Here is a 19,975-nt window from a genome sequence, read left to right as displayed (position 1 = left end):
AACGCGCGAAAGCGCATACCTAACCCCATCATTTAATTGGATTCCAATGCCAAAGCGGCACACCAGGCCTCGCCACGCGAGCCCTGGGATAAAATTTTCAGCGAACGCCCGCTGTCTTGCGGGCTAATGGTAATGGTCAGGTCAGGCTTTGGCAAAAAGCCTGCACCTTTATCGGGCCATTCGATCAGGCACAGGGCATCGTCTTCGAAGTAGTCGCGGATGCCGAGAAACTCCAGCTCTTCCGGATCGACCAGGCGATACAGGTCAAAGTGGAAGGCGCGGATGTCACCGATCTCGTAGGGTTCGACCAAGGTGAAGGTCGGACTTTTTACCGCGCCGACATGGCCCAAGCCGCGAATGATGCCCCGCGACAGGGTGGTTTTGCCCATGCCCAGGTTGCCTTCGAGAAAAATCAGGCCATGGCCCTGGGTCACGCGGGCGATCCGTGCGCCAAAGTCGCTCATGGCCTGTTCATCGGCCAGGTACAGGGTTACTTCAGACACGGTGCTTGCTCCTCCAACAACTGACGAATGGCTGGAATCAGATCACTGGCCGCCAGCCCACGGCCGAATTTTCCTTGTTGCTGACCGGCATTGGCGTGCAGCCAGACCGCCAGACACGCCGCATCAAAACCGGCCATGCCCTGCGCCAGCAGCGCACCGGTCAAACCGGCCAGTACGTCGCCGAGTCCTGCAGTGGCCATGGCCGGATGACCTTGGTGACAAAGCGCCAAACGGCCATCGGGATGCGCAATCAGGCTGCCTGCGCCTTTCAACACCACCACTGCTGTATATTTTTTGCTCAGCGCCAACGCTGCCGCGGGACGATCCGCCTGCACGTCGGCGGTGCTGATGCCCAGCAAACGCGCTGCTTCGCCCGGATGCGGGGTGATCACGCAATCCTTGGGCAATTGAACGAAATCACTCGCCAGCAAGTTCAGTGCGTCGGCATCCCACACTTGCGGCAATGCCGCGTTGGCCGCCGCCGACAGTAATGCGCGGCCCCAACTGGCCTGGCCGAGGCCAGGACCGACGACCAGCGTCGAGACTTTTTCCAGCAAACCCATCAACTGATTGGCCGATGAGGTGCCAAGAACCATAGCTTCCGGCACACGGGTCAGGGCTGCTGGCACATGCTCGGGACGGGTCGCCAGCGAAACCATGCCCGCGCCGCTGTGCAACGCCGTTTCGGTACTGAGCAGGATCGCCCCGCCAAATCCGTGATCGCCACCGATCAGCAACACATGGCCAAAACGCCCCTTGTGCGACGCCGGCGCGCGCGGCGCCAATCGAGGAAGATTAGCGGCATTGAGTCGCTGGGCGCGGACAGGAATGTCACGGTAAGTTTCCGCTGGCGCCTGCAAATCGTTGAACAGCAGCGCGCCGACATGATCCGCCGCGTCACCGGTGAAAAGCCCAAGCTTCAGACCAATAAAGGTCACCGTGAGATCGGCACAGACCGCGACACCCAGCGCTCGCCCAGTGTCGGCACACAATCCGGAAGGGATATCGACCGCAGCAACCGGCAAACCACTGACGTTGATCGCATTGATCGCGGTGGCATACGGCTCACGCACGTCGCCGCTCAGGCCGGTGCCGAGCAGGGCATCGAGGATGACCCCGCGCAACTCACTGTCAGCGCTCCAGCCCTGAATCGCCACACCGTGCGTCGAGGACTCGGCATGGGCTGACGCCGCGTCGCCCTGCAATTGCCGGGGATCACCGACCGCCAACACCCGCACAAGCAACCCGGCTCGCTGGGCCATGGCCGCGACCAGATAACCGTCTCCCGCATTGTTGCCATGCCCGGCCAGCACCGTCAGTTCAGTCGCCGAAGGCCACTGTCGCACCAATGCGCGCCACGTCGCATGGGCCGCGCGCTGCATCAATTCGAAGCCCGGCGTACCGGCAGCAATCAGCCGTGCATCGAGTTCGCGCACCTGTGCGGCGCCATACAGCGCGTCGGGTAATTCATCTTTCGTATGCGGCATGCGTCTTCGGGCTCCGATGTCTGGCAGAATTATACGCACCTCAGCTCCGGTTTCTCTCGCCTCATGTCCGCCATCACCACAGACTTGCCCGCCCTCGCCCAATCGATCAAGGATTGGGGCCGCGAGCTGGGCTTCCAGCAAGTCGGCATCAGCGGCCTGGATCTGGCCGAGCATGAGCAGCACCTCGCGCGCTGGCTCGAGGCCGGCTACCACGGCGAAATGGACTACATGGGCGCCCATGGCAGCAAACGCTCGCACCCCGAAGAACTGGTGCCGGGCACGTTGCGCGTGGTCTCGCTGCGCATGGACTACCTGCCCGGCGACACGCAAATGGCGCAAATGCTCGCGCAACCGGAAAAAGCCTACGTGTCGCGTTATGCCTTGGGCCGCGATTACCACAAATTGATCCGTAAACGTGTGCAGCAATTGGCCGACAAGATTCAGGCGCAGATCGGCCCGTTCGGTTTCCGCGCGTTTGTCGACAGCGCCCCGGTGTTGGAAAAAGCCATCGCCGAACAGGCCGGGCTGGGCTGGATCGGCAAAAACACTCTGGTGCTGAATCGCAAGGCCGGCAGTTATTTCTTCCTGAGCGAGTTGTTTGTCGATCTGCCACTTCCGGTGGATGAACCGCACAGCACTGAACATTGCGGCCGCTGCACCGCGTGCCTCGACATTTGCCCGACCAATGCTTTCGTCGGTCCCTACGTGCTGGACGCGCGGCGCTGCATTTCCTATCTGACCATCGAGCTGAAAACCGCAATCCCCGAGGATCTGCGGCCGCTGATTGGCAATCGCGTGTTCGGCTGCGATGACTGCCAGATCGTCTGCCCGTGGAACCGCTTCGCCAAGCCCTCAGGGGAAAGCGATTTCAAGCCACGGCACAACCTCGATAATGCCGAGTTGGCTGAGCTGTTTTTGTGGGACGAAGAGAAGTTTTTGAGCAGCACTGAAGGTTCGCCGTTGCGGCGGGCGGGGTATGAGCGCTGGTTGCGGAATCTGGCGGTAGGATTGGGCAATGCGCCTTCAACGATTCCGGTGCTGGAAGCGTTGAAGGCTCGACGGGATTATCCGTCAGAGTTGGTCAGGGAGCATGTGGAGTGGGCGCTGGAACGGCACTCCAGACTTTCGAATGCATAAAGGGCAAGCAAAATACTCAAGCCGCTCACATGCGCGTTGTATCAATGCTTTTAGCCGTTTTCATCATTGTGTTGGTCTGCCCGTCGGACAAATGGCCGCCCGCCTGCAAGACTTTGCAAACTCGCTGTTTACTGTCCTCTAGAAGGTAAATACGCTCCCCACGTCCTTTCGTCTTCGCAAAAAAAACATGCGTTACTTTTCTTCCAGCGCCGACGGGGCCGAACTCCTCGTACAGCATCTCGGACTCCGCCGCTGCTTGGCTGGCGGACTTATTGCCTTCCACGAGCTTGTAGAAACCTTTAGCCCTCTCCTCATTAATTTCAGACACGAAATTGTCTTTTTTGGCCCTATGCAATTGCCAAGGTTCGTCCGGCACTGTCTCCACGGGCGCATTGGCTTTTTTGGCCGCAGCCTTGGCGCCTTTTCCACCCTTCTTTAAATATTGCCCCGCTTTGCCTGCCCCCTTGCCACTGAGCCCTTGGCTAAAGGCTGAAGCCATCTTCCTGCCAGCATTCACAGCAGCTTTTGCACCTGCCGCCATACCTGCACCCAGCGAAGCCAGCCCAAGACCAAAACTGATCCAGCCCAATATCTCGCCTGCTTGAGAACCCGGTGCCAGCTCATTGGCCAGCTCGCTGGCGATACCCGCCAAACCTGAAGCAACCGCCAGCCCCAATGCCGCCACTGCCCATGGCGTCGCCGCGCCCATCGTTAGTACGCTGGCCACAACCCCGAGAATACTGAGTCCGATGCCCAGGATCGTTTGCCAGGATATATGTCCGGTAGGGTCAACACGATTGACAGGGTCGCCCAGGCAATAACTGTAGGCATTCAATCCGCCCGCGCCGAACGGGCTCATGCTGTCGGGGGCGAGAAAACGCATCAGTGTCGGACTATAGGCTCTGTAACCGTTACCCAGCAGATACAACCCGGTCACCGGATCCAGCTGCTCGCCGTTGAACCCTGCCAGGCTGAACAGTCCACCTTCGGCAGGGCGATGCCCGTAAGGGCTGTAGGCGCAATCGGTGAGCTGTTCCTTGCCCAGCGTTGCCAGCACGCTTTGCTGCTGGTCGGTACCAAACAGCTGCGCGCCGGCGTTCGAACCGAGCTGCCGTTGCCCCACAAGCGCTCCACCGTGACGCACAACACTGGACGAATTTTCACCACTCACCTCATTGGCGACCCGGCCCGCATGGTAGTAACGCTGCGTAATCACCTTGTCGGGTTGCGACAGTTCGACCAGATCGTCGAAGCCGTCGTAATGGTAGCCACGAATGACTGATCCCCCTGCGCTGGACAATTGCTCAAGACGTCCGAATGCGTCATAGGCCAGGGTTCGCGCCTGGTCGTCCTTGATCATCCTGCCGTTGGCGTCGTATTCCAGTGTCACTGCCGGTGGATAGTCGGCATGGGAATGTTTGACTGCACTGAGCTGTACAGGATCAGGATTGTCATAACTGAAGGTGGTCAGATTCATGCCCAGCGGGAACGTCGTCTGCACGGTCAGAATGTTATCCAGCGCATCGAAGGTGAACGTCTGCCGGACAATTTCCTTGCCATACGGATCGCGGGGCTTTTGGGTGCCAGCACAGTCGTATTGGATCAGTCGCCCGCGCACATCGTAGGTGAATTGTTCGTCGCGCAATAGTTGCGTGCCGCGCCTGGAGACTTTCTGCGCCAGTTTGCCGGCAAGCGTGTAAGTCGATTCCAGCGTCTGGTCGGGCTGGCCCTGAATCTCGAACGTACGACGGGTTTCACGACCGATGTCGTCATAGGCAAACCGGGTGATCATCTGCCGCTTGGTCGACGTTTCTTCGGTTTTCGTCCAGTCCAGCATCCCCGTCTGGATGGCGTAGTGGAATTCGGTTTTCAACGAGCCCTGTGAGGTGGATAGCAGGCGGCCGTGCTTGTCGTATTCGGATCGGCTTTCGGCTCCGAGTACATCGACATGGGTGATCGGTCGTCCCTGCAGGGACCAGGTACTGGACGTTGATTTTGTGATAGCGCCGAAGGTCGTCGTTTCGGATTTGAGGCGTCCGGAAGGGTAATAGGTAAAGCTGCGCTCCCTGCCGTTTTCGGTACAGGCCAAGGGATTGCCACTGGCGGGGTCGTAAGTCAGGTTCGTGAGCAATGCACCTGACTTGCGCTCCGTCAGCACACCGCCCAGATCGCGCAAATAAGTGAATTCGGTTTTTGTGCCATCAGCACTCTTGTACCACTGCGGCTGAGTGAAGCCCGCTTCATAACCCGCCTCGGACTTTCGTCCGCCTACGGTACTTTGTATCAAACGATCCAAACCATCATAAGTTTGCTGCCCCAACACCGTGTCACCGACCTTGATGCCGATCGGTAGCCCGGCATCGCTATGTTCGGCGTAGTCGGTCACCACCGTATTGGAATCAGGCAGGACAATGCGGATTATCCGGTCAAAAACGTCGTATTCATATCGAGTGATATTGCCGACAGGATCTGTCTCGCTGGTTGTGCGCCCCAACCCATCATAGGTGTAAACGATTTTGCCGAGACTCTTGCTCTTCAGATTGAAGCTCTCGACACTCAGCGGTTTACCGAAGTCATTGACGAGGGTGAGTGTCTTGCCCATCCCCTGGAGCCAATGGGTTTGCTGGCGAAGAACCGGATTCGCCTCGCTGTGTTCGATACGCCCGTCGGCATGCAGCGTCTTGCTGACCTGGCCCCAGGAATCGAATTCGTAGCGGGTACTGAGCGGATAAGGCTTGCCGTCACGCCAATCGGTCAGCGTCACTTTCACCGTGTGACCGACCGAATCATGCAGGGCAGAATAAATCGTGCGAGCCTGAATAAGCCCGTCCTTGTCAGGATGGTCGCAGTCCTTTTCCTGAACGGTGATCACCCGCTCCAGGCCGTCATAATTCACACGTTGCTCACCACCGACGGGATCCGTGGTCACCATGGTCGCCGGTTGCTGTTTACTGGCGGCCAGATAGGCAAACTGGGTAGCGGCCGCATAAGGGCTCCCGGAAGCAACCGTTTTGCGCACTGCCCGGCCGATGGCGTCGTATTCATGTTCGACGTGCTCGCCATCGACACCGACCTCTGACATCAGTAATCCGGTCAGCGTCGAAAGCACTTTCTCACTGGTCTGTAGCGCACCGTCGAATCCACATGTGCTGGACTTGACTCGCAACCTGTCACCCTCGAGTTCATAGGAAAACCCGGTAGAGGTTTTTTTCTCATTGAGGGTGATACTTTGCTGTTTCGTGGCACCGTGCTTGAGTGGGTCCTTGGGCGTATCCAGATAGCTGCGTTCGGTTTTCGAGCGTAAGACTTCAACATCTGCCACAACTTCGTAAAAACGTTCCGCAACCGGCAACACGAATGCCAGCTCCGCCCCCTCCAGTGCAGTATGCAGCGCATAGTCGTAGTACGTGACAGTCGAAGCCCCACCCGACGCGGCAGCGGTAACCGTTCTCTTTTTCGGGAACCTTGAGAAACCCAGCGGATCCTCTGGGCAATTGTCTCCACCACCTACCGGATAAAATTCCGTCGAAGTCGTCACCCCACTTGGCTCAATGTGTTTGAGCAAGTTGCCTTCGCCATCGAACTCGGTGACGGTGGTTTCCACACGCTGCTGTTGGGTGCGTCGATCGAGGTGAGTCACCGTATGGACTTTCGGCATACGAAACTGAGCAGCCTGCTCATTGAAAGGCTTGGTGACGGAGCAGTGATACTCGGTGGCGGTGGCGATCTGGGCGTCACCGCAGGTTGTAACCTCAGCCACCAACAGATGGAACTTGTTGTAGGTGCGTTTAATGCGCGTATGCACTTTGCCGCTCAGTAACAACTGCTCGTCCGAGGTATAGACATAGTGGCCGGGCGCCAGATAGAGCGGGTCCAGGTCATTATCCTTGGCGGGGAGGAGGCCCTGCCCAAGGAAGTTATGGTCGGAGTACGTGTATGTCTTGCAGAGTCTGGGTTGGCCGCGCCCTGGGTAGATATCGTGCGCGATAACAAACGGCAGTGTCTGTTCCGCGCCATTTACGAAGCTATGACCTTGCCGCTTGTAGCGAATGATTTCTACGCCGCGTAGCGGATTGACGACTCGGTGCAAATAGCTGCCCTCGTCGATGACTTCATATTCCAGCTCCCAACCTTTACCTACCGGAAGCTCGATTGCCGTTACCCGAGCGTTTTTCAAGATCAACTTGTAGTCGGAACTGGAAGAGGTATCGGGATACCGGGTCAACGTTACCTGACCTGCATTGCGGGTGATTTTCAGCAGGCATTGTTTGGCGTCACGAACTTCGGCCAACCTGGGGAACTGGTTGAACATCTCGTGCTTCAACGCGATGCTTACACCGTTCGCCGCGATTATTTTTTCCGCTACGGCGACCTGAGTGCCAGCCAGGACCTTGAGCAGTTCACGCCGACCATCCTTGTATCGAACTTCATAGCGCCCTGCTCCGGTCACCAGCACCTTTGCCGTTTGCAGTTTCATTTCCTTGAACTTCAAACCGGTGGACGTTTCCACAGCCTTGTAACGCTCACCGTTGGACAGCGTCATGACTTTGCTGCGCAAGTCGTAATGGGTCAGGGTCAAAGACCAGCCAATGCCAAAACCAGAGTCCGCCTGGTTGAGCGGATTGAAACCCATTGAAAGTGCAAGCTCAGGACCATTGAGATCCGCCGAGTGCAACTTTCCTAACGAAAACGAGCACGTATACATGCCGGTGCGGGGATCCACACCTCCGGAGACAAATTCACCGAAGTTGAAAGCATTTGAATGAACAGCGGCAGATAAATTACTTTCCATTGAAAAACGTCCTTTTATTTCAAGATCCAGATATTGACTCGTAAACTTGGCCAGCAAACATCGCTGACCACATTATGAAATCAGACAATCTGTTTCATTGGTCGCTTGGACTCACCCAGAATAAAAGTGCGCTGCTCTTTATTACCTTCGATACACAGCCTGTGTACCGAGCCAAACTCATCGATCACTGCAAACTCGAATGAACCCTCGCTTTCCCGCCCCACTTGCAGGTCAGCGGAAATATATTGAACAAGCGTCAGTTGCCCAGGCACATTGTTGATCGGCACGTTCATGATACCGAGGGGACTGCGGAAATTTGCTTTCAGGCCGTAGATGGGTGCCATGTAACCGTAAAAGTTTCTGCGCCCGTCGCGAGTACCAGGAATGTTTCCGGAGGCATAGACTTGCACCGCATCTTCGGAATCATAAGGATCAAGTTTTACCTCACTGCTGTACCAGTCAAACAGGTGAATCTGCCTGCCGTCCGCGTGCAGCCCAATGTGATGACTTTGAACCCAGTCATATTGTGCTTTCTGCTGTCTGCTACCATATTCATTGAATGTAAAGCTCTTCAGCGAATATTCTTTCGGCGGAATTGCCTCCAGCGTAACACTGCTGTCAAAGCCGATTCCGTTACTTCGCAATAACACGCCATCCACGAGAATTTCGGCGGCCACTTCCATGATTCCGGGCCTGGTGGCCGAAACCCAAAACTGGAAAATCTGCACGGGATCAGAGTCGTCACTTATCCGATTGTGCGTGGCACGTGGTACTTCGGTAATCCGCGGTGCACCGCCCGACATTTCGTGAGCATAACGATTTTCCTGCAGCGATACATTCCAGTCGCCTTCCAGAGGGCGCGCGCCGTTATAGGCGATCAACCGCAGTGATTGCAGGGCGGGATGCCCATACAGAGATGCGCCATCGCCATTGTTATCGATCCCGTGCAGAAGCACCAAAACACGCACCTGCATGCGCCCGTTGGCATAAAGCACTTTATGCTGGCCCGACCTTGTGGCATCGAGTTTAACTTCGATACGGGAAATACCAATTTGCTCATCAAACATTTATCAATACCTTGCTGATTAATACACTTCGCCCTCTAAGGACCCAGCAAACTATTGACGCTCGCTTTAAATAAGAACAGCCGCGACATTCGACAAATTATGAGAAAGTAATATTTCAACATCAACCCCAACAGCTCTCACAAATGCTAATACATTCAACAATCGCAGACCACATCAAGCGAACTTCAACCACACTCCGCCTGCCCCTTTGATTTCAGCACTCAACAATCTGCTCCCCTCCTGACCTCAACTGCACAGAATCAAAAGAGGAGCCAACGGGCAGTTTATTCTTGTCAGGTTATGTTAGAAAAACAAAGGAGCGGTTACTTCCACCAATATTCAGTCACTGTCTGAACCTGTCGAGAATCCGCTTTCCGAGGACTCGCTATCGGAGTCAGACTCGAAAACCACCTCCTCCGTCTGGATTTCCACCTTCCGATCCATACTGGAGTTTTCAAGATACTGACTAATCCGTTGCCTTGACGCGTCACTCAGCGGATTATTCAATAAACCAATGAACAGATCCTGTGTATCGGGAATCTCGAACAATTCATATCCCACGTCAGAAATATTATTATCATGCAATGCCACAACCCCCAGTTTCCTGAGCGAATCTATGCCTGAAGGAACGCTGGAAAGATGTGCGTTGCTCAGCATTAATCCGGTTAAACCGGCCATGTAGCCTACATGCGGAACAACTGTCAGAGGATTGTTTGCCAGATTCAATCGGGTCAGCGTTTCGATTCTGGACAATCCTTCAACTGTGACCTCGGATAGTTTTAGCGAGCACCCGTCCAGCGTAAGTTCGCTTAACTGGCGCATTTGAAATATTCCTGACGGGAATCCCTCCATTTTTATACCAACGACTCCCAAATATTGAATATTCGGAAAGCTATCGAGAAACGCACCTATCCGTGCACCCGGTTCATTTGCGGTCAATATCAACTCTGCTACATATTCAAATCGGGCGGACAACGTTGGTAACTCACCCGAAAAATCAACATAGTGAGAAAAATAATAATCCCCCTCGCCCCACCTCGAAACCGACTTGCGCTGCCAGATATCTTGCAGCTTTGCGCTGAACTTCTCGCGAGCCAGGCGTCGTTCGGCAAGCGTCGACGCGCCCTCTGGTTCCGACGTCCGCGTATGAGGTGATGCCCCTTCGGCAGTCCATATCGCCAATTCATTACGCAATGTCACAAATTCTTTTTCCAGGCGCAGCAATGCGCCGGAAGGATCACTCTTCAAGCGCTCGGTGATAAATGCCGTCACCTCCTGATCTGGAAGATGCGGATAAAGATCACGCACACGGTCGGCAACGGACTTGGTCGATGTCAGGTTGTTGTCGCCGCCGCCTCGCAACTGCCCCGTTTGCCGGTGTTGTGCAGTGGCAGGATCAACGGTAACCGCAAGCGGCGCCACCCCCAACAACTCACTCACGGTTTGGCGTGATGGCAACGGCTGCGCACGGACCCACTGTTGCAACGCCGCACCACCAACTTCTGTCACACCCAGCAACTGACGATGCCCGGGCGACAACAGAAACCAGATGGTTGAATACAGGTCCTTCGATTTCCGAGGTGATTGGGCGTCGCGGCTCTGGAGGACATAGCCATCATCCTGACGGATCAGTATGTGACGAAACGGCGATCGGGCCTCGCCGATAGCGCTCAGGACATGCCCGTCCATCGTCCCTTGGCGAATCTCGACACGCGTTTGCCGCGGCCAATTCGCCAGATTTCCGAGCATATGCAGCACTAACCGATCACTGTCCGGGTTGGCTACGGCCTCTAAGTGAATGCCTTCCACGGCCCTTGCCAAGCGAATCTCTCGCAGCGCCACCAGCGCCTCTTTCGCCACTCGCTGAGGCATGCCTGGCTGGTTGTGCATATGTAAACGCTCGGCAGCGCTCATATTGCGCCATATCGCCAGCGCAGCCGTTTTCGGTAGATGTGGAAACACCCGGCGCATCCGTAAAGTGTTTTCATCGCAATCGGATTCAAAGGCATCTTCCAGATCCTTGAACCGCCTAAATTGCTCAGGGGCGGCCCCGCGTCCCTGCGCCTGAATCGTCTGATCAAGTTCCAATCGCCTGATGGTGTCCTCCAGTAAAAAAGGCGCAGGGCGGTCATGAATGAGCACATCGCGCAGCACTGATTCATCGACCCCGCTCACGGCCAGCACACGTGCAACCATGACGGCGGAAAATTGCCCCACGGAACGGCCCATCCGGCGAAAAAGTTGTGCGGTTTGTACTGAGATTGAGTCAGTGAAGGGGGGGACATCGCTGTCCAGCGGAGCCCAGAACCGGCCTTCGCTGTCCGGCTTCAATAGCGGGCCGGAGGGGTCGAGTTCACTGGCCAGCGTGGCGCGAAACAGCCCGCTCTTAGCGTCCAGCACCACTTGCACAACATGGTCATCGGCCACGGCCACGTACTGGCGCTGCTTCACAATCCTGATGCCTTGCGCATCGGTTTCATCGAAGGTTTTGGGTGCAGGTATGCAGTAATCTGCCAGTGAGTACTTCGCGGCATGCATCGCGAACTCATCGATCGCAGATGACCTCGGGTTCACGCTCACTCTGATCGCTGGCGTCACTGCGATCGAGTCAGACCCGAAGGAAACGGGCAACGCTTCGAGGTGATGGGGTATAGGCAGGTGCGGCATTGCTGAAGAGCCGGACGGTGGCCGGCGAGCACCGTCTACGCTGAATTCGTGGGTTTTGATTGGGGCAGGTACAGGTTTGACCTTTGGCGGTTTGCCAGTCATGGCTGCTCATCCTTGAGATATGGCTGCGTTGGCCCCGCATACAGAAGGGCCAACACTCGATATAAGCAAAAGCACTTTGAATGCAATTACCTGATAATTGAACACCACAGCTTATCGGTAGTTGCCATGCCAAAAAGCATATATATCTACTACATCCACTGGCATTGCATCAGTGAAGGTGAGTCTTAGCCTCGTTCCAGATATAAATTTCGTTCGTAAAAGTTCACGCGAATCGCCAGCCTATGCTCCGTACCGTGTTCATCAATGGCAAGAAAGTGAAGCTTGTCTCCGTACTTGGAACTTTTACCGGCTTCCGAGTATTCGGACAGGGCTTGCACGACGGTTAGCTCTCCATCGCTCTGGACCTTCACATCATAATGCTCTCGACCCCATGTATGGGCGTCAGGAAAAAAGGTGTATACAAAAGGATCTCCGTTAGCCGGCAAGATCACAGTCACCCTTTGTTTTTCAGGGCGAACAAGAATGACCTCCATATAATTGGTTTTTATTTCATTAAGTCTGTTACCCCCCGCAAATTTATGGTCAACGCCTTCTCCTACTCCGTCTACAACCCAATCGACCAGTTTGATCTGCTGCCCTCGCGGATAGAGCCCAAGACGGTGGTTCCAGATTCGATTGCCGGGCAATTCATCGCCGCGCCGGGTTTGATACCAGCGAAATTCTTCGATGGAATACGCCGATGGAGGTTGTGCTTCGATGGTTACACTACTGTCATGAACACTGGAGAGTGTCGTTCCATTACTGAGAATCCTCTCACCGTTCAGCGACAGACACGCACCAATCTGGGTCGTCCCGGCGCTCGATGAGGATACCCAAAACGTTCGGACCTGAGGATGGACGCTGTCATTTTCCGGATCGTTGTCGGGAGCGTCTCCGGCGGTGGTTGAAGGTCGTGCCTCAATCGTAAACCGCCCTTGATCGGTGCTTGCGACCCAGCCGTCGCGCAACGTCTTGCCAGTGCTGTAATGAATCAGTTCGATGCTTTCCATTACATCTGCAGGCACGTGCATGGCATTGCCGTTGGCGTCTACCCCGGAAACCAGAACTTGTACTTTCACCTGCATCCGGCCATTACCAAACAGCGACTTAGTGCGAGTATTGTCGCTCGCATCAAACTTGACCTTCATAATGGCAAGGCCTGCGAGTATGCGCGCAGTGGTTTGCTGATCGTGTGTAGCATCCATGCTTTCGCTCATGATGTGTTCCTTCGAAGAGTAATATTTAAATGTCGACATCGAAAATATGCCAACAAAAAAATTACAGACCTTTCAAATAAACAGCAAAGCGAAAAATGTAAGAAACATACGCTTGCAAACCTCTAGTGGCTTACAGACTTTTATCTGGCAAACAACTATTTTCCGGCGACAAGCATCAAGGCTCGTCGTTATAAACAAACTTGGGCATTTCCCAATGAAAACGGATGGCCAGCAGACGTAACAAGAACCCGCCGAACAGCGTAATCAGAATGGCTTGTTCACCGGGCACATTCAGATAAAGACACAGCATGTAGCACCACGCTGCGGCGAAGGAGACGCTCGCATACAGTTCGCGGCGAAAGATCAGCGGAATGTCGTTGCAGAAAATATCGCGCAAGATGCCACCGAACACCCCCGTGATCACGCCGCTGACCGACGCCACCAGCATGCCGTGGCCCATTTCCAGTGCGGTCATGCAGCCAATCAGGGTGAACGCCACCAGACCGACGGCGTCGAGCACCAGGAACAGCGAACGCAAGTGGCGCATCCAGCGCGCGGTGAACACGGTGAACATTGCCGCGACAGAGGTCAGCACCAGGTATTCCGGGTGTTTTACCCAGGTCAGCGGATAATGCCCGAGCAGCACATCGCGCACCGAGCCACCGCCCAAGGCTGTTACGCAGGCGATCAGTACCACGCCAAACCAGTCCATGCCGCGCCGCCCGGCAGACAGGGCGCCAGTCATGGCTTCAGCGGTGATGGCGATCAGATAGAGCATCAGCAACATGGTGGCGATCCAGGCAGGAAGGCGCGCAGTCTAGCCATTTCAGTGCGGCACCAAAAGGGGGCAATCGCAATGCCCGCCCCCATCGCCAGGCATCAGAACTTGATGAAATGCTTGCGGTAGTGCTGCAACTCGGCGATCGACTCACGGATGTCGTCCAGCGCCAGGTGTGTGCTGCCCTTCTTGAAGCTATCACGCACGTCCGGTGCCCAGCGCGCGGCCAGTTCCTTGAGCGTGGAGACGTCGAGGTTGCGATAGTGGAAATAGCTTTCCAGTGATTTCATGTGGGTATAAAGGAAGCGGCGATCCTGACAGATGCTGTTGCCACAGATCGGCGACTTGCCCTTCGGTACCCATTTTTCCAGGAAGGCGATGGTTTCAGCTTCGGCTTCGGCCATGCTGATTCGGCTGTCACGCACGCGCTGGGTCAGGCCGGAGTTGCCGTGGGTGCGGGTGTTCCACTCGTCCATACGCGCGAGCACTTCGTCACTGTGGTGGATAGCGATCACCGGGCCTTCGGCCAAGGTGTTCAGATCACTGTCGGTGACGATGGTGGCCATCTCGATGATGACGTCGTTTTCCGGATCCAGACCGGTCATTTCCAGGTCGATCCAGATCAGGTTCTGCGGGTTTTGCATATGTCGGCTCCTAGGCAATGCTGCGCAGTTTAGCCTAGGCCGGTGGCCGGGCGTGCTAAACTCGCGGCCGTTTTACCTAATCGCTGCATTCTTCAGACGGAACACCCATGGCCAAACGCCAACTCAATCGTCGTCAAAACTGGCGCATCGAAAAGATTCAGGGCGAGCGCGCTGCACGCGCCGCCAAACGCGAGTCCTCGGCTGTCGAAGCCCTTGAGGGCGGCGACCTGGGCCCGGAACAGACCGGCCTGGTGATTGCCCACTTCGGTGTACAGGTCGAGGTCGAGGCCGTTGACGGTGATCAGGCCGGCCAAGTGTTCCGCTGCCACTTGCGCGCCAACCTGCCTGCGCTGGTAACCGGCGACACAGTCGTCTGGCGTGCCGGCAATCAGGGCATCGGGGTGATTGTCGCGCAACTGCCGCGCACCACCGAACTGTGCCGCCCGGACAGCCGTGGCCAGCTCAAACCGGTAGCCGCCAACGTCGACATGATCGTCATCGTCTTCGCGCCGCTGCCCGAGCCGCATGCCAACCTGATCGACCGCTATCTGGTTGCCGCCGAACACGCTGGAATCCGGCCGCTGCTGCTGTTGAACAAATTCGACTTGATCGACGAGCAGAACGCCCCAGCACTGAATGCGCTGCTGGCGGTGTACCGCACACTCGGTTATCCGGTGCTTGAAGTCTCGGCACACCACGGCAACGGCATGGAACAACTGCAACAGCAGCTCGACGGGCGCATCAGCGTGTTCGTCGGCCAGTCCGGTGTCGGCAAGTCGTCGCTGGTCAACAGCTTGCTGCCTGAAGTGGAAACCCGTGTCGGGCCGTTGTCCGAGTTGTCCGGTCAGGGTACGCACACGACGACCACTGCGCGCCTGTTCCACTTCCCTGGCGGCGGTGAGTTGATCGACTCCCCGGGTATCCGCGAATTCGGCTTGGGTCACGTCAGCCGCGCCGATGTTGAAGCCGGTTTCATCGAATTCAATGACCTGCTCGGCACCTGCCGCTTCCGCGACTGCAAGCACGACCGTGAACCGGGTTGTGCACTGCTCAAGGCGCTGGAAGATGGCCGCGTGCAGCAGCAGCGGATGAACAGCTACCGCTCGATCATCGCCAGCCTGCCGGAAAACGGCTACTAAACATCTGCACCGGCAGTACCTCGCCCGAGGGCTGCCGGATGTCGGACTACGCCTGACAACCCCCCGATTCCGTTAAACGCCAGACTTTTCTTACAGGCCCGCACACGCCTGCTTGCAGGACATTTCTCTTTCACCGCCCAACCCTTGTAGGCAAGCTCCAGATGCCTAGATTGGGGTCCTCCTTCGCACCTTCGCGACCTTCGAGGAACCCCATGCAGACCTATCACCTGTTCATCAGCCATTCGTGGAACTACGCCCACACTCACGACAATCTGGTACGCCTGCTCGGCGCCAAGCCGGATTTCAGTTTCAAGAATTTTTCCGTGCCGCCACATAACCCGATCCTGGGCGCGCAGACCGACAAGCAGCTCGAAGAAGCCATCGAAAACAAGATTCGCCCCTGCTCGGCGGTACTAATCATGGCCGGGATGTATTCGACCTACAGCAAGTGGATCAACAAGGAAATCGAGATCGCCAAACGCATGGGCAAGGTGATCATCGCGATCAAGCCATTCGGCGCCGAGCGCATTTCCGCCGTGGTACGTGACGCGGCACACGCCGAATGCGCGTGGAACACCAATAGCATCGTCAGCGCGATTCGCCTGCATACGGCGGTGTGATTATGCGCAAGGGACTGTTTATCGGCATCAACCACTACGACTACGTCTCGCCGTTGAGCGGTTGCAACAACGACGCAATGGCCATGGCTTCGGTACTGGAGCGTCACGCCAACGGGCGCCCGAACTTCAGCAGCAAAGTGCTGACGTCGGCCGAAGAACAACTAACGCTCAAACACATGAAACAGCAGATCCAGAGCCTGTTCTCAGGCGACTGTGACGTGGCACTGCTGTACTTCGCCGGTCATGGGCAGTTCGACACCAGCATCGACGAAGGACTACTCATTCCCCAGGACTATCAGCCTGGCGGAGACGGTATTCGCATCAGCGACATTCTGGAATGGGCGGACAAAGCCCCGCACATCAAGAATAAAATCATCATTCTCGATTGCTGCCAGGCCGGTGCAGCAGGCGCCCTGCGCAACCTGCGCGGCGGCAGCAGTGTGATCGGCGAAGGCGTGACCATTCTCACCGCCTGCAAAAAAGAACAGTACGCCCTGGAAAGCCGCGGTCACGGGGTATTTACGGATCTGTTGCTGCAAGCGCTGCATGGTGGCGCCGCCAACGTACTCGGCAAGGTCACCCCCGGTAGCGTCTATTCGTTTGTCGACAATGCGCTGGGAGCCTGGGAACAGCGTCCGGTATTCAAGACCAATGTTTCGCAGTTTGTGCCGCTACGCGAGGTCGCGCCGCTGATCGCCGAAGAAACCCTGCGCAAACTCAAGGACTGGTTCCCGGAACCGAGCTTCGTTTTCAGACTCGACCCCAGCTACGAGCCCACCGAAGCGCAGTTCAACCCCGAGCACGGCGACATCTTCAAGCAACTGCAAATGTGCAATCGCCACAGCCTGATCGAGCCCGTGGACGCCGAACACATGTATTACGCCGCCATCAACTCCACCGGCTGCCGCCTCACCGCCCTCGGCGCCTACTACCGCGAACTCGCCATAAAAGGACACTTCTGATGCCCGTATTCATCAGCTACCGCCACATGGATCGCGCCCACGCCATCGCCATCAATAGCCGCCTGATCCAGGCCAACATCAAAACCTACCTCGACGTGCTCGACCCCGAGTCGCAGACCACCGACGACATCACTGGGGTCATCACCCGCAACATCACCGAATGCACGCACCTGCTGGCAGTGGTCTCGGAAAAGACTGCGTTATCGTGGTGGGTGCCGTTCGAAATTGGCGAAGCGACCATCAGCAACCGGCGGATCTGCTCGTTCAAGACCGGGCCGACGGAGCTGCCGTTGTATCTGGATAAGTGGCCGAAGCTGAGCACGGACAGTGATCTGAATTTCTTTATCGACGCGTATCGCGAGGAAGTGTCCAACAAACGCTCGATGACGCTGGATTCGAGCAATGAATCCTTTAGCGGCACCTATAAGCGCAACGCCGAGATTTTCCACGAACAACTGAAGAACCGGATTCGGCGTGGGTTCTGACAGACGTAAAAAAGCCGCGATCATCTCGCGGCTTTTTTTTGCCTCACACGCTGGCCGGCGGTTTTGGCACAACCACCTTTGGCTCAGGCTTGCGAAACGCATACAGATGCTGACGCACAATCCCGCCCGGCAGTTCCTTGCCAAACACGCCATAACGCACCGGCCATTCCTTTGGCGGCAGCTTGAACGTCCCGAAGAGCATGTCCACCAGCGGCGTGTGGATCGCGTAGTTTTTGTAGATGTAGTCTTTGTGCCGAGCGTGGTGCCAATGGTGATAGCGCGGCAGCACGATCAGGTAGTTCAGCCAGCCGCCGTTGATTCGCACGTTGGCGTGGGCCAGTACCGCTTGAACACCGACCAGGATCACATAGGCATTCAACGCTTGCGGCGCGAAGCCCAGCAGCATCAATGGCACCAGCACGCCAGTGCGGGTCAGCAGGATTTCAATGAAGTGCACGCGGGAGCCGGCGAGCCAGTCCATGTGCGTACTGGAGTGATGCACCGCGTGAATGCGCCACAGCCATGGCACTACATGGTAGAGCCGGTGCAGCCAGTACTGACCGAGATCGGCGACCAGTATCGCCAGCAGAAACTGCACAACGAGCGGCAGGCTTTGCACGCTCGCTTGCAAGCCCGGCGACATCGCCCAACCGGCGATGTAACTCGAAGAGGCGGTGATGAAAATCAGGATGAACTGCACCAGCATGTGGCTGACGAAAAAGTAGGTCAGGTCGGTGCGCCAGTGCGGGCGCAGGATGTTTTGCTCGGGGTCCTTGGAATAGAGCTTTTCCAGAGGAATGAACACGATGGCCGACACCAGCAGCGCCAGCACAAACCAGTCCAGACCGAGCGAGTACGGCGTCTGCCCGATCGCGCTGACCTGGACATTGGTACCGCCCAGAAACACTGCAAGCCCCGACGCCACCAATCCGGTAATCCCCAGACGTTTGCGCTTGTTGAGCAGGATATTCAGGGTGCCGAGGCTGAACGACAGCACCAGACCGAGCAACAGCGTGGTGCGCGCAAATTGCTCGTCATAGACCTTGCGCAGTTCAGCCGTGGTCAGCCATTCCGGGAAGAGAAAGCAGAGTACCGCCAACAGGCTCAACAGCCCGAGGGTGGCTGATATATAGCCACTGACCCGCCCCTCACCAAACTTGAAGGGTGCGTTGCCGTGCCGCTGAAAATAGGCTTTGAGTCTTTCCATAACTGATCTTCCGTGATTGCGAATACTGCGACTGCTCATTGCGACGCAGGCAGAAACAAAAAAGCCACGGTGACCGTGGCTTTTTGTGAATCACTGCTTGGGCGTGGGAGCCGGTGCAGTGGCTGGCGGAGTAGCGGGAGCAGGCGCCGCACTCCCCGGCTCGGCCGGTTTCGGTGCGGCGTCGTCGAACAGATTCAACCGCTCGCGAAGCTCGTGCGCCGGCACCGGTTGCTGATCCGCCGGCAGCGCGTTCGGATCAACCGGTGTCGCCGGCGCGTTGCCGTTCTGACTCTGATCCGCCGGTTTAGCCGCGTCGGCACCTTGCGCACCTTCGATGGCCGCCTGGGCCTTCTTGGTCAGCACGACAATATCGATGCGGCGGTTGACCGGATTGAATGGGTTTTCCTTGTCGAACAATGCCGACGAGGCGTAACCCACTACCCGCGCCACTTGCGCATCCGGATAACTACCGGCAACCAAGGCACGCCGGGCAGCGTTGGCACGGTTGGCCGACAGCTCCCAGTTACCGTAATCACCGGTACCGATATAAGGCTTGGCATCGGTGTGGCCGCTGATACTGATCTTGTTCGGCACCGCTTTGATGGTGTCGGCCATGGCCAGCAGGATGTCTTCGAAGTACGGTTTCAGGCGTGCAGAACCGGAGTCGAACATCGGCCGGTTCTCGGCGTCCATGATCTGGATGCGCAAACCGTTCGGAGTGATCTCGAAGAGGATCTGATCCTTGAACTTCTGCAACTGCGGGTTCTCGTCGACCTTGTTCTGCAGTTCTTGCAGCAGCAGTTCCAGACGTTCCTTCTCGACCTGCTCGGCCATGCCTTCAACCTGTTCAGTATCGACCGTAACCTTGTCAGGCTGCGGCTGCGATTTCACTTCCGGGTTAAGGGTGTTTTCCGGGGCCAGGGTCGGCGTGCCGCCCAGGTCGATGATGTACGGCGTGCCGCTTTCGGAGAAGCCGACCGGGTCTTTGAAGTAACCGGCGATAGCGATCTTCTGCTCGGGCGTCGCGGTGGACAGCAGCCACAACACCAGGAAGAACGCCATCATCGCCGTGGCGAAGTCGGCGAAGGCGATTTTCCACGCCCCGCCGTGATGCCCGCCGGCTATGCGCTTGACGCGCTTGATGATAATCGGCTGATTATTTTCCATG

The 19,975-nt window shown here is 56.7% G+C and carries 15 protein-coding genes; 5 read left to right on the top strand and 10 right to left on the bottom strand.

What is annotated here, in order from left to right:
- Positions 1 to 32: 32 nt before the first annotated feature.
- Together tsaE and J0G10_RS03700 are read right to left on the bottom strand one after the other, a co-directional pair.
- Positions 33 to 503 (bottom strand): tRNA (adenosine(37)-N6)-threonylcarbamoyltransferase complex ATPase subunit type 1 TsaE, encoded by a 471-nt coding sequence (tsaE, locus tag J0G10_RS03705; RefSeq protein WP_016985707.1) that lies wholly within the window; start codon positions 501 to 503, stop codon positions 33 to 35.
- Entirely contained in the window at positions 491 to 1,990 is a 1,500-nt protein-coding gene (locus tag J0G10_RS03700; protein WP_220557488.1) for an NAD(P)H-hydrate dehydratase, read from the bottom strand. Before J0G10_RS03700 ends, tsaE begins: the two co-directional genes overlap by 13 nt.
- A 63-nt stretch (positions 1,991 to 2,053) precedes the next feature.
- On the opposite strand from J0G10_RS03700, the gene queG reads away from it, so the two are divergent.
- On the top strand, positions 2,054 to 3,127 hold the full coding sequence (gene queG / locus J0G10_RS03695; protein WP_095047296.1) for a tRNA epoxyqueuosine(34) reductase QueG: 1,074 nt from the start codon (positions 2,054 to 2,056) through the stop codon (positions 3,125 to 3,127).
- A 25-nt stretch (positions 3,128 to 3,152) separates the two neighbouring features.
- Here queG and J0G10_RS03690 read toward each other — a convergent pair whose 3' ends face one another.
- From J0G10_RS03690 to orn, 6 genes are all read right to left on the bottom strand, one after another.
- Positions 3,153 to 7,976 (bottom strand): RHS repeat domain-containing protein, encoded by a 4,824-nt coding sequence (locus J0G10_RS03690; RefSeq protein WP_220557477.1) that lies wholly within the window; start codon positions 7,974 to 7,976, stop codon positions 3,153 to 3,155.
- Between the two features lie 23 nt (positions 7,977 to 7,999).
- Positions 8,000 to 8,986: a hypothetical protein gene (locus J0G10_RS03685; protein WP_095047294.1), complete on the bottom strand. Its 987-nt coding sequence runs from the start codon at positions 8,984 to 8,986 to the stop codon at positions 8,000 to 8,002.
- Positions 8,987 to 9,325: 339 nt separating this feature from the next.
- A complete protein-coding gene (locus J0G10_RS03680; protein WP_220557466.1) occupies positions 9,326 to 11,755 on the bottom strand; it encodes a leucine-rich repeat domain-containing protein in 2,430 nt (809 codons plus the stop codon).
- 185 nt (positions 11,756 to 11,940) lie between these two features.
- Positions 11,941 to 12,972 carry a hypothetical protein gene (locus tag J0G10_RS03675; protein WP_220557465.1) on the bottom strand — a complete coding sequence of 344 codons (1,032 nt, stop codon included), beginning with the start codon at positions 12,970 to 12,972 and terminating at the stop codon, positions 11,941 to 11,943.
- Positions 12,973 to 13,147: 175 nt separating this feature from the next.
- The gene (locus J0G10_RS03670; RefSeq protein ID WP_093430171.1) at positions 13,148 to 13,759 is read right to left on the bottom strand and encodes a trimeric intracellular cation channel family protein; all 612 of its coding nucleotides are present in this window, start codon (positions 13,757 to 13,759) and stop codon (positions 13,148 to 13,150) included.
- A 92-nt stretch (positions 13,760 to 13,851) separates the two neighbouring features.
- On the bottom strand, positions 13,852 to 14,394 hold the full coding sequence (gene orn, locus J0G10_RS03665; RefSeq protein WP_064593092.1) for an oligoribonuclease: 543 nt from the start codon (positions 14,392 to 14,394) through the stop codon (positions 13,852 to 13,854).
- Positions 14,395 to 14,501: 107 nt separating this feature from the next.
- Here orn and rsgA point away from each other — a divergent pair, with 107 nt between their 5' ends.
- The 4 genes from rsgA to J0G10_RS03645 all read left to right on the top strand — a co-directional run bounded on the left by rsgA (position 14,502) and on the right by J0G10_RS03645 (position 17,600).
- Positions 14,502 to 15,533, top strand: coding sequence for a small ribosomal subunit biogenesis GTPase RsgA (gene rsgA / locus J0G10_RS03660; protein WP_016985702.1), 1,032 nt, complete (start codon positions 14,502 to 14,504; stop codon positions 15,531 to 15,533).
- A gap of 212 nt (positions 15,534 to 15,745) precedes the next feature.
- Positions 15,746 to 16,153 carry a TIR domain-containing protein gene (locus J0G10_RS03655; RefSeq protein ID WP_095047290.1) on the top strand — a complete coding sequence of 136 codons (408 nt, stop codon included), beginning with the start codon at positions 15,746 to 15,748 and terminating at the stop codon, positions 16,151 to 16,153.
- 2 nt (positions 16,154 to 16,155) lie between these two features.
- On the top strand, positions 16,156 to 17,115 hold the full coding sequence (locus tag J0G10_RS03650; protein ID WP_095047289.1) for a caspase family protein: 960 nt from the start codon (positions 16,156 to 16,158) through the stop codon (positions 17,113 to 17,115).
- Complete coding sequence (locus J0G10_RS03645; protein WP_093430168.1) at positions 17,115 to 17,600, top strand: toll/interleukin-1 receptor domain-containing protein; 486 nt, start codon at positions 17,115 to 17,117, stop codon at positions 17,598 to 17,600. The genes J0G10_RS03650 and J0G10_RS03645 overlap by 1 nt, the downstream gene beginning before the upstream one ends.
- A gap of 43 nt (positions 17,601 to 17,643) precedes the next feature.
- On the opposite strand, the gene J0G10_RS03640 is transcribed toward J0G10_RS03645, so the two are convergent.
- Positions 17,644 to 18,807, bottom strand: coding sequence for a sterol desaturase family protein (locus J0G10_RS03640; RefSeq protein ID WP_095047288.1), 1,164 nt, complete (start codon positions 18,805 to 18,807; stop codon positions 17,644 to 17,646).
- A 90-nt stretch (positions 18,808 to 18,897) separates the two neighbouring features.
- On the bottom strand, positions 18,898 to 19,974 hold the full coding sequence (motB, locus tag J0G10_RS03635; protein WP_095047287.1) for a flagellar motor protein MotB: 1,077 nt from the start codon (positions 19,972 to 19,974) through the stop codon (positions 18,898 to 18,900).
- Position 19,975 lies beyond the last annotated feature (1 nt).

Origin of the sequence: Pseudomonas germanica (assembly GCF_019614655.1) — a bacterium.
Taxonomy (GTDB): domain Bacteria; phylum Pseudomonadota; class Gammaproteobacteria; order Pseudomonadales; family Pseudomonadaceae; genus Aquipseudomonas; species Aquipseudomonas neuropathica.
Note: the sequence above shows the minus strand (reverse complement) of the source record. Positions and strands in the feature narration are given on the sequence as shown.

Coding starts and splice junctions, on each gene's coding strand:
- orn (WP_064593092.1), bottom strand. CDS start 14,394: ATGCAAAACCCGCAGAACCTGATCTGGATCGACCTGGAAATGACCGGT.
- J0G10_RS03700 (WP_220557488.1), bottom strand. CDS start 1,990: ATGCCGCATACGAAAGATGAATTACCCGACGCGCTGTATGGCGCCGCA.
- J0G10_RS03655 (WP_095047290.1), top strand. CDS start 15,746: ATGCAGACCTATCACCTGTTCATCAGCCATTCGTGGAACTACGCCCAC.
- J0G10_RS03650 (WP_095047289.1), top strand. CDS start 16,156: ATGCGCAAGGGACTGTTTATCGGCATCAACCACTACGACTACGTCTCG.
- queG (WP_095047296.1), top strand. CDS start 2,054: ATGTCCGCCATCACCACAGACTTGCCCGCCCTCGCCCAATCGATCAAG.
- J0G10_RS03640 (WP_095047288.1), bottom strand. CDS start 18,807: ATGGAAAGACTCAAAGCCTATTTTCAGCGGCACGGCAACGCACCCTTC.
- motB (WP_095047287.1), bottom strand. CDS start 19,974: ATGGAAAATAATCAGCCGATTATCATCAAGCGCGTCAAGCGCATAGCC.
- rsgA (WP_016985702.1), top strand. CDS start 14,502: ATGGCCAAACGCCAACTCAATCGTCGTCAAAACTGGCGCATCGAAAAG.
- J0G10_RS03645 (WP_093430168.1), top strand. CDS start 17,115: ATGCCCGTATTCATCAGCTACCGCCACATGGATCGCGCCCACGCCATC.
- J0G10_RS03675 (WP_220557465.1), bottom strand. CDS start 12,972: ATGAGCGAAAGCATGGATGCTACACACGATCAGCAAACCACTGCGCGC.
- J0G10_RS03670 (WP_093430171.1), bottom strand. CDS start 13,759: ATGTTGCTGATGCTCTATCTGATCGCCATCACCGCTGAAGCCATGACT.
- J0G10_RS03680 (WP_220557466.1), bottom strand. CDS start 11,755: ATGACTGGCAAACCGCCAAAGGTCAAACCTGTACCTGCCCCAATCAAA.
- J0G10_RS03685 (WP_095047294.1), bottom strand. CDS start 8,986: ATGTTTGATGAGCAAATTGGTATTTCCCGTATCGAAGTTAAACTCGAT.